At 70.1% G+C, this 14478-nt stretch carries 15 protein-coding genes and 1 tRNA gene; 9 read left to right on the plus strand and 7 right to left on the minus strand.

Going from position 1 to position 14478, the window contains the following annotated elements; genetic code table 11:
• Window positions 1-86 precede the first annotated feature (86 nt).
• Both rpsA and ACFWGN_RS14695 read right to left on the minus strand, forming a co-directional pair.
• Window positions 87-1556, minus strand: a complete 1470-nt coding sequence (gene rpsA / locus ACFWGN_RS14690) for a 30S ribosomal protein S1 (protein ID WP_056651541.1) — start codon at window positions 1554-1556, stop codon at window positions 87-89.
• Window positions 1557-1869: 313 nt separating this feature from the next.
• A complete protein-coding gene (locus ACFWGN_RS14695; protein ID WP_056761933.1) occupies window positions 1870-2895 on the minus strand; it encodes a 6-phosphofructokinase in 1026 nt (341 codons plus the stop codon).
• A gap of 131 nt (window positions 2896-3026) precedes the next feature.
• On the opposite strand from ACFWGN_RS14695, the gene ACFWGN_RS14700 reads away from it, so the two are divergent.
• Both ACFWGN_RS14700 and ACFWGN_RS14705 read left to right on the plus strand, forming a co-directional pair.
• Window positions 3027-3836: a class I SAM-dependent methyltransferase gene (locus tag ACFWGN_RS14700; protein WP_377617751.1), complete on the plus strand. Its 810-nt coding sequence runs from the start codon at window positions 3027-3029 to the stop codon at window positions 3834-3836.
• A gap of 141 nt (window positions 3837-3977) precedes the next feature.
• On the plus strand, window positions 3978-4193 hold the full coding sequence (locus ACFWGN_RS14705) for a helix-turn-helix domain-containing protein (RefSeq protein ID WP_377617753.1): 216 nt from the start codon (window positions 3978-3980) through the stop codon (window positions 4191-4193).
• Between the two features lie 65 nt (window positions 4194-4258).
• Here the strand turns inward: ACFWGN_RS14705 and polA are convergent, their stop codons facing one another.
• Complete coding sequence (polA, locus tag ACFWGN_RS14710) at window positions 4259-6892, minus strand: DNA polymerase I (RefSeq protein ID WP_377617902.1); 2634 nt, start codon at window positions 6890-6892, stop codon at window positions 4259-4261.
• 67 nt (window positions 6893-6959) lie between these two features.
• On the opposite strand from polA, the gene ACFWGN_RS14715 reads away from it, so the two are divergent.
• Window positions 6960-7406, plus strand: a complete 447-nt coding sequence (locus ACFWGN_RS14715) for a hotdog fold thioesterase (protein ID WP_377617755.1) — start codon at window positions 6960-6962, stop codon at window positions 7404-7406.
• A gap of 70 nt (window positions 7407-7476) precedes the next feature.
• Here ACFWGN_RS14715 and ACFWGN_RS14720 read toward each other — a convergent pair whose 3' ends face one another.
• Together ACFWGN_RS14720 and ACFWGN_RS14725 are read right to left on the minus strand one after the other, a co-directional pair.
• A complete protein-coding gene (locus ACFWGN_RS14720; RefSeq protein WP_377617756.1) occupies window positions 7477-8130 on the minus strand; it encodes a GNAT family N-acetyltransferase in 654 nt (217 codons plus the stop codon).
• Window positions 8131-8342: 212 nt separating this feature from the next.
• Window positions 8343-9041, minus strand: coding sequence for an ANTAR domain-containing response regulator (locus ACFWGN_RS14725; RefSeq protein ID WP_377617758.1), 699 nt, complete (start codon window positions 9039-9041; stop codon window positions 8343-8345).
• A 120-nt stretch (window positions 9042-9161) separates the two neighbouring features.
• On the opposite strand from ACFWGN_RS14725, the gene ACFWGN_RS14730 reads away from it, so the two are divergent.
• The 5 genes from ACFWGN_RS14730 to ACFWGN_RS14750 all read left to right on the plus strand — a co-directional run bounded on the left by ACFWGN_RS14730 (window position 9162) and on the right by ACFWGN_RS14750 (window position 12210).
• Window positions 9162-9235 (plus strand) — tRNA-Leu (locus tag ACFWGN_RS14730).
• A 158-nt stretch (window positions 9236-9393) separates the two neighbouring features.
• The gene (locus ACFWGN_RS14735; RefSeq protein ID WP_377617760.1) at window positions 9394-9654 is read left to right on the plus strand and encodes a helix-turn-helix domain-containing protein; all 261 of its coding nucleotides are present in this window, start codon (window positions 9394-9396) and stop codon (window positions 9652-9654) included.
• A gap of 80 nt (window positions 9655-9734) precedes the next feature.
• Entirely contained in the window at window positions 9735-10892 is a 1158-nt protein-coding gene (locus ACFWGN_RS14740; protein WP_377617762.1) for a tyrosine-type recombinase/integrase, read from the plus strand.
• Between the two features lie 100 nt (window positions 10893-10992).
• A complete protein-coding gene (locus ACFWGN_RS14745; protein ID WP_377617763.1) occupies window positions 10993-11196 on the plus strand; it encodes a hypothetical protein in 204 nt (67 codons plus the stop codon).
• Window positions 11197-11214: 18 nt separating this feature from the next.
• The gene (locus ACFWGN_RS14750; protein WP_377617765.1) at window positions 11215-12210 is read left to right on the plus strand and encodes a hypothetical protein; all 996 of its coding nucleotides are present in this window, start codon (window positions 11215-11217) and stop codon (window positions 12208-12210) included.
• 37 nt (window positions 12211-12247) lie between these two features.
• On the opposite strand, the gene ACFWGN_RS14755 is transcribed toward ACFWGN_RS14750, so the two are convergent.
• Window positions 12248-13210 carry an NAD(P)/FAD-dependent oxidoreductase gene (locus ACFWGN_RS14755; RefSeq protein WP_377617767.1) on the minus strand — a complete coding sequence of 321 codons (963 nt, stop codon included), beginning with the start codon at window positions 13208-13210 and terminating at the stop codon, window positions 12248-12250.
• Window positions 13211-13275: 65 nt separating this feature from the next.
• Here ACFWGN_RS14755 and ACFWGN_RS14760 point away from each other — a divergent pair, with 65 nt between their 5' ends.
• Window positions 13276-13863 (plus strand): hypothetical protein, encoded by a 588-nt coding sequence (locus ACFWGN_RS14760; RefSeq protein WP_377617769.1) that lies wholly within the window; start codon window positions 13276-13278, stop codon window positions 13861-13863.
• On the opposite strand, the gene ACFWGN_RS14765 is transcribed toward ACFWGN_RS14760, so the two are convergent.
• Window positions 13858-14433 carry a metallophosphoesterase family protein gene (locus tag ACFWGN_RS14765; RefSeq protein WP_377617771.1) on the minus strand — a complete coding sequence of 192 codons (576 nt, stop codon included), beginning with the start codon at window positions 14431-14433 and terminating at the stop codon, window positions 13858-13860. The two genes, ACFWGN_RS14760 and ACFWGN_RS14765, sit on opposite strands and share 6 nt — an antisense overlap.
• Window positions 14434-14478: the final 45 nt, after the last annotated feature.

Consider the following 14478-nt stretch of genomic DNA (forward strand, 5'->3'; position numbering starts at 1 on the left):
AACCTTCCCCAGACACGACAGGACCCGCCACCCGAAGGTGGCGGGTCCTGTCAGGAGATCACCCTGGCCGTGAGGCCAGGAGGAGATCAGTTACCCGTGAGCTTCTCGCGCAGAGCGGCGAGCGCCTCGTCCGAGGCCAGCGTGCCGGCAGCCTCGTCCTGGACCGGGGTCGAGGAGTAGGTCGCGGCCGAGCTGGTGGACTCGCCCGAGGTGACGGCCTCGTCGTCGGCCTTGAGAGCCTCGGCGACCTGCTTGCGGTGAGCCTCCCAGCGCTCGTGAGCCTTCGCGTACTGCGACTCCCACGTCTCGCGCTGAGCCTCGAAGCCCTCGAGCCACTCGTTGGTCTCGGGGTCGAAGCCCTCGGGGTACTTGTAGTTCCCCTGCTCGTCGTACTCGGCAGCCATGCCGTACAGCGCGGGGTCGAAGTCGTCCGACTCCGGGTCCACGCCCTCGTTGGCCTGCTTGAGCGACAACGAGATGCGGCGACGCTCGAGGTCGATGTCGATGACCTTGACGAAGACCTCGTCACCGACGTTGACGACCTGCTCGGGCAGCTCGACGTGGCGGACAGCCAGCTCGGAGATGTGCACGAGGCCCTCGATGCCGTCCTCGACGCGAACGAACGCACCGAACGGGACGAGCTTCGTGACCTTGCCCGGCACGACCTGACCGATGGCGTGCGTACGAGCGAAGGTCTGCCACGGGTCCTCCTGCGTCGCCTTCAGCGACAGGGAGACGCGCTCGCGGTCGAAGTCGACGTCCAGGACCTCGACCGTGACCTCCTGGCCCACCTCGACGACCTCGGAGGGGTGGTCGATGTGCTTCCAGGACAGCTCGGAGACGTGCACCAGACCGTCGACGCCGCCGAGGTCCACGAACGCACCGAAGTTGACGATCGAGGAGACGACACCGGGGCGGACCTGGCCCTTCTGCAGCGTCTGCAGGAAGGTCGAGCGAACCTCGGACTGCGTCTGCTCGAGCCACGCACGACGCGACAGGACGACGTTGTTGCGGTTCTTGTCGAGCTCGATGATCTTCGCCTCGATCTCCTTGCCGACGTACGGCTGGAGGTCGCGGACGCGACGCATCTCCACCAGCGACGCGGGCAGGAAGCCGCGCAGGCCGATGTCGAGGATGAGGCCGCCCTTGACGACCTCGATGACGGTGCCGGTGACGACGCCGTCCTCTTCCTTGATCTTCTCGATCGTGCCCCAGGCACGCTCGTACTGAGCGCGCTTCTTGGAGAGGATCAGGCGACCTTCCTTGTCCTCCTTCTGGAGGACGAGGGCCTCGACTGCGTCACCGACCTTGACGACGTCCCCGGGGTCCACGTCGTGCTTGATGGACAGCTCGCGGGAGGGGATGACGCCCTCGGTCTTGTAGCCGATGTCGAGGAGAACCTCGTCGCGGTCGACCTTGACGATCGTGCCTTCGACAATGTCACCGTCATTGAAGTACTTGATGGTGGCGTCGATGGCGGCAAGGAAGTCCTCTTCGGTGCCGATGTCGTTGATGGCAACCTGAGGTGCGGACTTCGCGGGGGTGGAGATGGTCATTGAGTTCGATGCTCCGATGCGGACAGGAAGTAGTTCGGATAGGGATGCTGCTGTGGTGGTCACCACCGGTGACCTCCGCTCCGAGCACGGAACGGTCCTGCCACGACGGACACGGATCGATCGGCGTCACGTCTCAGGCAGAAGGTAGGGCGGTAGGCGCACTGCACCGTCAGACATCTTATCGACGGAATGGCGCGGGGGTCAAAGGGAGGCCCCCGCGTTCACCCCCGAGCCTCGGCGATCACCCGCCCGACGACGTGCGACGGCCGCCCGTGGTCCCCCGGACGGCCGTCGTGCGGTGCGCGTGCGCCGGTCAGGACAGCGCGTGCGCGACCCGCAGCAGCTCCGCGGGGACGTGCTTGACCTTGCCGGCGATCTCGTCGAGAGGCACCAGGACGACGCTCTCGCCGCGCAGCGCGGTCATGACCTTCGACTCGCCGCGCGAGACGGCGTCGACCGCGGCCACGCCGAATCGGCTGCCGAGGATGCGGTCCGTCGGCGTGGGCTCTCCGCCGCGCTGGACGTGCCCGAGGACCGTCAGGCGGGTGTCGAACCCCGTGCGCCGGGCGATCTCCGCCGAGACGCGCTCGCCGATCGACCCCGCGATGATCTCGCCGTACTTGCCGAGCTCCTGCGTGAAGTTCATGCTGCTGCCCTCGCGCGGCACGGCGCCCTCGGCGACGACCACGATCGAGAAGTTGGCGTGCGCACGGTGGCGGTGACGCAGGAACTTCTCGATGGCGTCCATGTCGAACGGGTCCTCGGGGGCGAGCACGACCTCCGCACCGCCGGCGATGCCCGCGTTCACCGCGATCCAGCCCGCGTGCCGGCCCATGACCTCGACCACCATGACACGGTTGTGGCTCTCCGCGGTCGTGTGGACGCGGTCGATCGCCTCGGTCGCGATGTTGACGGCCGTGTGGAACCCGATCGACAGGTCGGTGCCCTCCACGTCGTTGTCGATCGTCTTGGGGATCGCGACGATGTTCACGCCGGCGTCCGCGACCTTGCTCGCCGCGTGCAGCGTGCCGTCACCACCGATGCAGATCATCGCGTCGAGGCGCTCGGCCTCGACCGTGGCCAGGACCGCGTCGATCCCGCCGTCGGAGGCGTGCGGGTGGAAGCGTGCCGTCCCCAGCAGGGTCCCGCCGACCGGGAGGACGTTGCGGATGTCCTGGCGCCCGAGCGGGATGATGTCGCCGTCGACGACGCCCTTCCACCCGTTCCGGAACCCGATGATCGTGTGTCCGTACTCGCCCATCCCCTGCTTGACGACAGCCCTGATGGCCGCGTTCAAACCGGGGCAGTCCCCGCCACCTGTGAGCAGACCGATGCGCAACTCGAACCTCGTCTCGTGATGAGTGATCGTCGGAAGGCGGACCAGCGCCATCGCTCGACCGACCAGCCCCCACCCTATCGACCACCTGGGCAGATGCTGACGAACGCCCCTCGTCGCGAGACGATAGATGCATGACGGATGAGACGATCGGGTCGGTCGGGTACCGGGACGTGCCGGCGGAGCAGGGCGGTGCAGCAGGTCGCACCTGGTGGGACGCCAACGCCGAGGAGTACCTCGACGAGCACGGGGACTTCCTGGGCGCGGTCGACTTCTGCTGGTGCCCCGAGGGGCTCCGCGAGGCCGACGCGCACCTGCTGGGAGACCTGGCGGGGCGACGCGTGCTCGAGGTCGGCGCGGGCGCCGCGCAGTGCTCGCGCTGGCTCGCCGCGCGCGGCGTCGAGGTCGTCGCGACCGACGTGTCGGGCGGCATGCTCGGCAGGGGTGCGGCGCTCAACGCCTCGACCGGGGTCCCGGTGCCGCTGGTCCAGGCGGACGCACGGCGGCTGCCGTTCGCCGACACGAGCTTCGACGTCGCCTTCACGTCGTTCGGCGCCATCCCGTTCGTGCCCGACGCCGGAGCGATCCATCGCGAGGTCGCTCGCGTCCTGCGCCCCGGGGGTTCGTGGGTCTTCTCGGTGACCCATCCGCTGCGCTGGGCCTTCCCCGACGACCCGAGCGAGCACGGCCTGACGGCGAACCGTTCCTACTTCGACCGCCGCCCCTACGTCGAGACCGACACCGCCGGTCGCGTCGCCTATGCCGAGTACCACCGCACGTTCGGGGACCACGTCCGCGAGGTCGTCGCCGCCGGCCTCCTCGTCGAGGACGTCGTGGAGCCCGAGTGGCCGGCCGCCAACCAGGAGGTCTGGGGCGGCTGGGGGCCCGTGCGGGGTGCGTACCTGCCCGGCACGGCGATCTTCCGGACCCGCCGCGCAGGCTGATCCACCGGCGGCCGTCGTGGCGACTCTGTCAACCAGGGTTGACGCCGCGGCGAACGTCAACTTATGTTGACAGCGTGGCGACTGCTCGCCACCTGGACCCGGGGAGACCCGCTACCGGAGGATCCGATGAAGGAGCCCGACATGACGATGCTCGTCCGTGCGGCCGACGACGACGACCCGCTGCGCGCGCTCGCCGCGCTCCGCGACCTCCGGGACGAGGCCGACCGGCGGGAGGCCCTCGTCGTGCGCCGTGCGAGGACGCGTGGGATCTCGTGGGCTGCTATCGCGACGATCCTGGGGGTCAGCCGTCAGGCGGTCCACAAGAAGTACGGCGGCTCGCGCTTCACGCGGTCCTGATCGTCGTCGCGCGTCACGGTCGGCCGCGGGGTGGGCGCCTCGCCCTCCCGGCGGCCGACCGATCCTCAGTGCCCCGCGTCGTGCCAGGTGCGACCGGCACCCACCGAGACGTCGAGCGGGACCGAGAGGTCGGCCGCGACGCCCATCTCTCGGCGCAGGAGCTCCTCGACGACGTCTCGCTCCCCCGGTGCGACCTCGACCACGAGCTCGTCGTGGACCTGGAGCAGCAGGCGCGAGCGCAGGTCCTGCTCGTCGATCGCCCGCTGGACGCCCAGCATCGCGACCTTGATGATGTCTGCGGCGCTGCCCTGGATGGGGGCGTTGAGCGCCATGCGCTCGGCCATGTCGCGGCGCTGGCGGTTGTCGCTCGTGAGGTCCGGCAGGTAGCGGCGGCGGCCCAGGATGGTCGCGGTGTAGCCCGTGACCCGGGCCTCGTCGACGACTCCCGTGAGGTAGTCGCGCACGCCACCGAAGCGCTTGAAGTAGTCCTCCATGAGGCCCGCGGCCTCGCCCACCGAGATGTTGAGCTGCTGCGAGAGGCCGAACGAGGACAGCCCGTAGGCCAGGCCGTAGGACATGGCCTTGATCTTGGAGCGCATGGCGGGGGTGACCTGGTCGGTCGGCACGTCGAACACGCGCGAGCCCACGTAGCTGTGCAGGTCCTCGCCCGACCGGAACGCCTCGATGAGGCCCTCGTCGCCCGACAGGTGCGCCATGATGCGCATCTCGATCTGGCTGTAGTCGGCGGTCAGCAGGGTCTCGTAGCCCTCGCCGACGACGAACGCCCGGCGGATCCGGCGCCCGGCCTCGGTACGGATGGGGATGTTCTGCAGGTTCGGGTCGGTCGAGCTGAGCCGTCCGGTCGCCGCGATCGTCTGCTGGAACGTCGTGTGGATGCGCCCGTCCGGAGCGACCGACTTGAGCAGCCCCTCGACCGTCTGGCGCAGGCGCGTGGCGTCGCGGTGCGCGAGCAGGTGCTCGAGGAACGGGTGGCCCGTCTTGGCGAACAGGTCCGCGAGCGCCGCGGCGTCCGTGGTGTACCCCGTCTTGATCTTCTTGGTCTTGGGCATGCCCAGCTGGTCGAACAGGACCTCCTGGAGCTGCTTGGGAGAGCCCAGGTTCACCTCGCGCCCGATCACGTCGTAGGCCTCGGTCGCGGCCGTCGCGACGAGCTCGCTGAAGTGCTTCTCGAGCTCGGTGAGGTACTCGACGTCCGCGGCGATGCCGCGCGACTCCATGCGGGCGAGCACGTCGACGAGCGGCAGCTCGAGGTCCTTGAGCAGGTGGTCCGCGCCGCGGTCCCGCAGCTCGCCCACCAGGACCTCCGAGAGGTCCAGGACCCCTGCTGCACGCACGGCGTCCCGCTTGTCCTCGCCCGAGCCGTCGAGCGAGAGGTCGAGCGCTCCCTGGGGCTCGTCGTCGACCGCCTCGACACGCAGCTCGCGCTTGAGGTGACGGATCGCGAGGTCACCCAGGTCGTAGCCGCGTTGGTCCGGGTGGCACAGGTAGGCCGCGAGCTCGGTGTCGAAGACCACGCCCTGCAGGTCGAACCCACGTGCCGCGAGCTCGTGCCAGGTGGCCTTGGCCCCGTGCACGACCTTTGGCGCGTCGGCGTCCGCGAGCCACGCCGAGAGCGCCTGCTCGTCGACGACCGCGACGTCGGCGAGGTCCACCGCGACCGCCGCGGCGCCGTCGTCCGCGACGGCCAGCGACCACGCGTCCCCGCCCACCGGAGCGGCCTTGCCCGCGACCACGAGGCCCACGGGGCGCTCCTTGCGGGCCGTGAGCCAGCCGCCGAGCTCGCCCTGCCCGAGCGTGGCGAGCGAGACGTCGAAGCCCTCCTCGACGTCCTCCTCACCCTCGGGGGCGAGCGCGAACAGGCGCTCGCGCAGCGCGGTGAACTCCAGGGCGTCGAACACGCGGTGCATGGCCTCGCGGTCCCACGGCTGGACCAGCAGGTCGTCGGGACCCAGCGGGAGCTCCATGTCCGTCAGCAGGGCGTTGAGCTGACGGTTGAGCCGCACCTGGTCCAGGTTGGCCCGCAGGTTCTCGCCCGCCTTGCCCGTGATCTTGTCCGCCGACTCGAGCACGCCGTCGAGACCGTCGTAGGCGTTGATCCACTTGGCGGCCGTCTTGGGGCCCACGCCCGGGATACCCGGCAGGTTGTCGCTCGTCTCCCCCACCAGGGCCGCGAGGTCCGGGTAGCGCTCGGGCGGCACGCCGTACTTCTCGAGGACCGCGTCCGGGGTCATGCGCGCCAGGGTCGAGACGCCGACCTTGGGGTAGAGCACCGTCACGTCCTCGCCGACGAGCTGGAACGAGTCGCGGTCCCCCGAGCAGACCAGGACCTCCATGCCGGCAGCGGCAGCCTGGGTGGCGAGGGTCGCGAAGATGTCGTCCGCCTCGTAGTTCTCCTTCTGCAGGACCGGGATGTTGAGCGTCGCGAGGATGTCCTTGATGAGCGGGACCTGGCCCTTGAACGGCTCGGGGCTCGCGTCGCGCGTGCCCTTGTAGGTCGGCAGGACCTCGGTGCGGAACGACGCACGGCCCGCGTCGAACGCGACCGCGACGTGCGTCGGCTTCTCGTCGCGCAGCAGGTTCGTCAGCATCGAGACGAACCCGTAGACGGCGTTCGTCGACTGGCCGGTGGTCGTCGAGAACTTCTCGACCGGCAGGGCGAAGTACGCCCGGTAGGCCATCGAGTGTCCGTCGATCAGCAGGAGGCGAGGTCGCGAAGTGGTGGTCACGAGTGCAAACCTATCCGCTATGAATGACACGCACGGAGCCGAGAGCCCGACCACCTCCCCCGACGACGCGGCACTCGCGGCGCTGCGGGCCAGCACCGTGGGCACCCTCATCGAGCGCATGGGCATCACGCTCGTCGAGGTCGCCCCCGACCGGGTCACGGGCAGCATGCCCGTCGCCGGCAACACCCAACCCGCAGGACTTCTGCACGGTGGGGCCTCGGTCGTCCTCGCCGAGACCCTCGGGTCGATCGCGGCGCAGATCCACGCGGGCGAGGGGCGCGCGGCCGTGGGCATCGAGATCAACGCCACGCACCACCGCGGGGTGCGCTCGGGAACGGTGCACGGCGTCGCGACGGCGCTGCACCGGGGCCGGACGACCGCGAGCTACGAGATCGTCGTGGTCGACGACGAGTCCCGGCGCGTCTGCACGGCCCGCCTCACGTGCATGGTGCTCGACGGCCGCTGACCACGGGCGACGAGAAGGGCCCGGCGCGAAGGTCGTCCTTCGTGCCGGGCCTCTCGTCGGGAAGTCGGTGTCAGCGGGCCGCAGGCTCGCTCACGAGCGGCACCGTCGACTCACGGAGGTCCTCCTGGAAGGCGCGCAGGTCGACCGGGCCGGTCTGTCCCTCGGTCCGGGCCTTGCGACGGCGGGCGATGAGGTCCTCGAGGCCGCGGGTACCGCGACGCGAGGTGCCCGAGTCCGCCGCGAGGCGACGCTGGAGCACCGACGTGGAGACCACTCGGTGGCCGGCGGCCGGCGCGAACCCGAGCCGAGCGAGGAAGCGCTGGACACCGCGCGAGCCCGGGATGGGCACGGAGAAGACGTCGACCGCACCGGTCTGGGCCGCGAGCTCGGCGGTCGCGGTGAGCAGGGCGTGCCCGACCCCGCGTCGGCGCGCGTCCTGCGAGACGTAGAGGGCCTCGATGTAGAGGCTCGGCTCGTCGTTGAAGATGTGCGGCTCGAGGGCGCGGGCCAGGAGGAATCCGACGGGTACGTCGTCCTGGAAGGCCACGAGGATCGATCCGCCGGGGACCGTGAGGAGGACGCTCAGCTGGCGGACGAGCTTGGACTCGTCCGAGAGGCAGACCTGGGGGCCCGCGGCGGACTCACGGCGCGCCTCGGCACACAGCACGGCGACGCCAGGAAGGTCGTCGCCGACCGCAGGCCTGACCACAACTGCTGCACGCACGTGGAACCTCCTCATAGGATCCTCCGACCTCGGAGCACCCCGGTGGCAGACGAGCTACCTGCCACCGACGAGCGCCCCCGGTCATCGATCGACTGATGCTTCGTGAGTGTCCGGTCCGTCGAACTGGACACCTGTCCATGACGATAGCCTTGTTGAGCGTCCCGAACAAAGGGGCAGTTCACAGGCCGGTACCGGGCGATGAGCACGCCGGATCAGGCGCCGCCGACCTGCTCGATCACGGCGTCGGCGACCTCGCGCATGGTGAGGCGACGGTCCATCGAGGTCTTCTGGATCCAACGGAACGACTCAGGCTCCGACAGGCCCATCTTGGTCATGAGCAGGCCCTTGGCGCGGTCGACGCGCTTGCGGGTCTCGAAGCGCTCGGCAAGGTCCGCGACCTCGGACTCGAGGGCGCTGATCTGCGAGTAGCGGGAGATCGCGATCTCCACCGCCGGGAGCAGGTCCGCGGGGCTGAACGGCTTGACGACGTACGCCATGGCGCCGGCGTCGCGAGCGCGCTCGACGAGCTCCGTCTGGGAGAACGCGGTCAGCAGGACGACGGGCGCGACGTGGGCCTTGCCGATCCGCTCGGCGGCAGAGATGCCGTCCAGCTCGGGCATCTTGACGTCCATGACGACGACGTCCGGCTTGAGCTCGAGCGCCAGCTTGACCGCGGTCTCACCGTCACCCGCCTCCCCGACGACGTCGAAGCCTGCCTCGCGGAGCGTCTCGACGACGTCCATGCGGATCAGGGCCTCGTCCTCGGCGACGACCGCTCGACGAGCAGGACGGGCGCCCGACGGCGCGGGCGCGGCCTCGGCCACGGCGCTCGGTTCGGGCTGGATCAGGGGGGGCAGGTCGAGCGGTGCCGTGGCATCGGGCTGCGCGTTGTCGTCACTCACGTCCCTCATCGTAGTGGGAGAACACCCCCCGCGCCCCGCTGGACGGGTGTGATTCTCGTTTCGTCCCGGTTCTGTGGTTCGATGGTCCACGCACCGCAGCGGGCCCTTCGAGGTCCCCTGACGGTCGATGCCCCGGTAGCCCAACCGGCAGAGGCGTTCGGCTCAAACCCGATCCAGTGTGGGTTCGAATCCCACCCGGGGCACCTCTACGTCAGGCCCCTGACCTGCGGAAACACTCCATTTGCCCCCTCTCAGAGGGGCCAAATGTGGGTAACGATGTGGGTACCGTTTCAAGTAGGCATCCAGATGCACCCCGCAACGGCCAGGTGCTGTACGACACATCGCCGCATAGGCGGTGGGTATGAGCACACAGAGCCAGGCCCCTGAGACCGCCACCGAGTCCCGCGCCATCAGCACCCTCGACGAGCTGCGCGCGAGCCGGCGAGCCACCATCACCAGGGCCGAGACCGCCCGCATCCTCGACGTCGACAAGCGCACCCTGGACAAGGCCCTCGACGCCGGCGAGATCCCCCACCTGCGCGTCGGACGTCGCATCGTCGTCCCCCGCGAGAAGCTCCTCGCGCTCCTGACCAACGACCCGTCCGGTCAGGCCGCTGCATGAGCGCAAGACGTCGCAGACGCGGAGACGGTTCAGTCTTCGAGTACCGGACCGTCGCTGGTCTCAGGTTCCGTATCGAGTACTTGGTCCCCATCAACCCTGACGACCCCGACGCCGGGACCAAGCGCAAGACGCAGGCAGGGTTCACGACCAAGGGCGAAGCGGCGAAGGCGCTGCGGGCTGCCGTCACCGAGGTCGAGACCGGGCGCGTCACCGTCGACACGAAGGTGACCGTGTCCCAGTTCGCCGCAGACTGGCTCGCCGGACGCCGGGCATCGACGTCGACGGTCGAGACCTACCGCCGCTACGTGCGCCTGCACATCGACCCGCACATCGGGTCCGTGCCGCTGGTGGACCTGCGGGCCGCGCGCATCGCCCGGCTCTACCGCGACCTCGAAGCCCGCGGCAACCACGACCGGGGCAAGGAAGGAACAGGCCTAGGACCCAACAGCGTCCGCAAGGTCCACGCCCTGCTCGTGAGCATCCTGGACGGAGCCCTGGCCGAGCACCTCATCGCCACCAACCCGGCCAAGCTCCCCCAGGCCAACCCTCCAACGGCACGGGAGGTGAAGTCCGCCAAGCCCGAGATCCACCCCTGGACTGCTGCACAGCTCAAGGCATTCCTGAGCTGGTGCCCCCACGACGACACCGACCTGTCGATGGGCTGGATCGTCGTCGGGCGCACCGGGCTACGCCGAGGAGAGCTCCTCGGCTTGCAGTGGCGCGACGTCGACCTCACCGGCCACAAGCTCTCTGTCCGACGCGCGATCGTCGAGGTGAAGAGCAAGGGGAAGCCGACCACCTTCCCGACGGTTCCGCCGAAGAACGGACGCCCCCGCGCTGTCTACCTCGACACCCCGACCGTGAACGCCCTGCGCGCGCAGTTCAACCGCCTCGCCTCCATCGACCCGGCCCTGGTCGGCGCCGACCAGGCCGTGTTCGTCAAGAGCGACGGGATGCTGATTCGCCCCGGAGGCGTCTGGGACCGCTGGCGCGCTGCGGTCGACCGGTACAACCGGGGCCGCTCACGCGACGAGCGACTGCCCGACATCCGGGTGCACGACCTGCGCCACACCCACGCGACCCTCCTGCTCGAAGCCCAGACGCACCCGAAGGTCGTCCAGGAAAGGCTCGGTCACGCCAATATCGCCATCACGCTCGACCTCTACTCCCACGTCAGCCCCACCACCCAGCAGGTCGCCGTCCAGAAGTTCGAAGCGTTCATGGACGCCACTGTCTAGACCCGCGACATACCGCCGGGGACCTTCCTGCGCCCTCGCCCCACACCAAGGGTGTCTGCACGTCGCAGCACGAAAGGAAGGGAGCCAGACCATGATCGCCATGTTCGTCATCGGAATCGCCGGAGGCCTCCTCCTGCTCTTCCTCCTGCGCACCTTCTGGGCGTTCTTCGTCCTGGCCCTGTGGTGGGTCGTACTCGCCGTCGCGTTCGTGCTGCGGACCCTGGTGATGCTGGTGGCCCTGCCGTTCCGGATCGCCAACGAGCGTGCACGCGAACGAGCACGAGGCACTGCCACCGACGCCTGAGCCCGTCAACAACAGGGCATGGAGTCCTACGAGCTGCTGCACCCGCGCGACCACCAATCCGGCCAGTTCGTGGCGAAGGCGGTCGACGAAGTCTCGGGCGGCATGAGCGCCCTGTCCTCCCCCGCTCCCCCGGCCCTGGTCCCCACGGCCGGGCTCGCCGCACGCCGCGACCTTCTTGCCGCGCACGGGTACGTGCCCGCCACCGTGCTGCCGATGGCTGACCTCGGCGGGGTCGAAGCCTGGTGGGACACCCACACGCTGGCAGCCGAGTACGACCCGGCACGCCCGGTGGCCCAGATGCCCGCGGCCAGCGACCTCGACCCCGACCGCCGGGTCGCGCGCCACACCTACGAAGGCCCTGGCACGTCGCTGACGATGCCGAACGTGGCCGCGGTGCGGCGCTTCTCCCAGGCGAACGGCAACGACGTGCTCGACGTTCCGGTCTCCGGCACGGTCGAGGGGCGCGAGGTCACGGGCTGGGCCCGCGTCCAGCAGGTCCGCCCGGGAGTCTGGTCCGCGAAGGTCGTCGGCGCACCCGACAGCCCGCTGGGTGAGGCGGTCTCCGCAGTGCTGGAGTCACGCCGGGTCACGCACGGGCTGCGCGAGGCAGGCGACCTGATCTCGCGGCGGCGCGAGCGCCGGGCGGCCGCCGGCGCCGAGCTGGAGCCGGTCGGCTCGACGTGGGTCACCGCCGTCGGGTACGACCACGCCTCAGGCACGATGGTCACCCGGATCAGCGACCGGAACTACGGGCACCTGGTCAGCGCCGAGGTCTTCGAGAAGGTCCGCGGCGCGTCCTCCCCCGGCGCCGCGTTCAACGCCCTGGTCAAGGGGTCACCGCGCTCGACGGTCGAGCAGTGCCCCGGCTGCGGGCGGATCTACGCGACGGTGTCCACGCACGTGTGCCGAGCCTCGAACGCCTCCTCGGACGCAGGCACCAACGCCGGTCGTCAGACCCGGATGAGGGCCCGAGCACTGGCCGTCGCGAACTCGGTCCTGCGTCGGCGCGGCTGAGCTCGACGCCGGCGCAGGTCCTGGAGGGGGGCGAGCCTCAGGTCCCGGAGATCTCGTCGAGGTAGCCCTGCGCGTCCAGCGCGGCCTTCGCGCCCTCCCCGGCTGCCACGATCGCCTGCCGGTACACCGGGTCCACCACGTCTCCGGCTGCGAACACCCCCGGCAGCGCCCGAGTCCCGCTGGCGTCCAGAAGGCGGGTGCTGGGGTGCTCGACCCGCAGGTGCCCGGCACCGTCGAGGGCGGCTTGCCCGGCGAACAGCGAGGTGCGCGGGGACGACCCGATCGCGATGAAGACGCCTTGCGCGGGGACCAGGACGTCCGGGCCGGTGGCCGGGGTGCACACGACCCCGGCGACCTTGTCCTGGCCGCAGATGTCGGTGACCTGGTGCTCCAGCATGGGCCGGATCTTCTTGTGCGACAGGACCCGCTCGGCCATGACCTTCGAGGCCCGCAGCTCGGCGCGGCGGTGAACGAGGATGACCTGGTCGGCGAACCTCGTCAGGAACAGCGCCTCCTCGCACGCGGAGTCCCCGCCGCCGACCACCACGACGGTGCTACCGCTGAAGAACGCCCCGTCGCACGTCGCGCAGTAGCTCACGCCGCGACCGCCCAGGCGCTCTTCCCCCGGTGCCCCCAGGTGCAGGTACGCCGAGCCGGTCGAGACGATGACGGTGCGTGCCTGGATCGGCTCGTCGCCGTACTCGGGCACGATCGTCTTGAGGTCCCCGGTGAGCTCGACGCTGGCGACCTGGTCGAACTCGACCTCGGCCCCGAACCGCACGGCCTGGGCCTGCATGTCGGCCATCAGGGTGGGCCCGGCCACGCCCGCGGGGAAGCCTGGGAAGTTCTCCACCTCGGTCGTGGTGGTCAGCGCACCGCCGGGCTGCTCGACGCCGGTGATGACCAGCGGTGCGAGTCCGGCTCGCGCGGCGTACGTGGCGGCGGTCCACCCGGCAGGGCCTGACCCGATGATGACGACGTCGCGAACGGAGGTATCCATGCCCTGACCTATGCGCGTAGGACGCGGCCTGCTCGACGTCGTAGGCCTGCACTACCCTCACCCGCATGGGGCAACAGACTCGACCACAGCCAGTTCCTGGGGTGCACGTCGCCACGGTCCGCGACTTCGGACGGCTGCTCCGGATCTGGGCTCACGCCCAGTGGAGAATCATCCGCTCGGTGGGCCCCGTGCGCCTCGGGCTCCTGATCGCCGCATCGACTATCGCGGCCCTGACCGTCCCGCTCGTTGCCCTGGCCGGGCTCGACGGCGTCCTCCAGGTCGCCCTCTGGCTCGGAATCGCAGCCGTGGCCGGCGTGCTGATCGCGGCCGTGTACACGCTGTTCGCGATCGTGGACCCCCGCTCGACGCTCTTCATCAGCGACGACGGGACCTCCACGGTCCTGCTCAAGGTCAGCCCGACGTCGTGGCACATCCTCGACCACATGGCCGGGCCCACCGGCGCCGGACACGGGCAGCGACTGCGCGCCCAGCTCGGACCGGCGTTGCTCGATCAGGCCGACCGGGCGGGGGTCACGATCACGTTCGGAGCGCGGCCAGACATGGCCCGCCTGTACAGGGCCGCAGCGCTCGGATTCACGTGTGAGCGCAAGATCTCGCGGGGCTCGCTCTACGCGAGGGCGCCGCGCTCATAGTCCCCCGGCGAGCTGGGCCGCGACCTCTTCGAGGCTGACCATGCGCCGGTGGGCGTCGAACCCGACGTGCAGCTGGAGGCTGCCGCGCTCGGAGGCCGTCAGGAACTTCGTCGAGTGCGTGTGCCCGTGGATCAGGGGCAGCCCCAGGTCGCGCAGCCGGTACTGCTCGTGACGGTCGACGGGACGACCGTCGGTGTCCCCGTCGTACGGGAAGTGGGACAGCATGACCTCGGCGCCGTCGATGCGCCTGCGAGCGAAGGCCTGCACGGAGGCGAAGACGTCCATGTAGGGGCGGGCCTGGGTGTGCGCGTTGCGGTGCGCGGGCCACCCCCTGTCGTGGTTGCCCCAGACCAGGTTCTTGATCCCGGGCAGGGGTGCCAGGACGCTCAGGGCGTAGGTCGGGTTCGCCAGGGCCAGGTCGCCGAGCACCCACACGGTGTCCTTCGCCCGGACCTTGGCAACCCACGCGTCGCTCACCGCGTCGTCGTGCTCGGCCGTCTGGTCGAAGCCTCGGGTGTGCGCGACGAAGTCGTGACCGAGGTGAAGGTCGGAGGTGAACCAGATACTCATGACGGGGGTCCTCAGGGGTGTCGGTGGCAGGTGCCCGGGATCGGG

Source organism: Oerskovia sp. NPDC060338 (assembly GCF_042726295.1).
GTDB lineage: Bacteria > Actinomycetota > Actinomycetes > Actinomycetales > Cellulomonadaceae > Oerskovia > Oerskovia merdavium.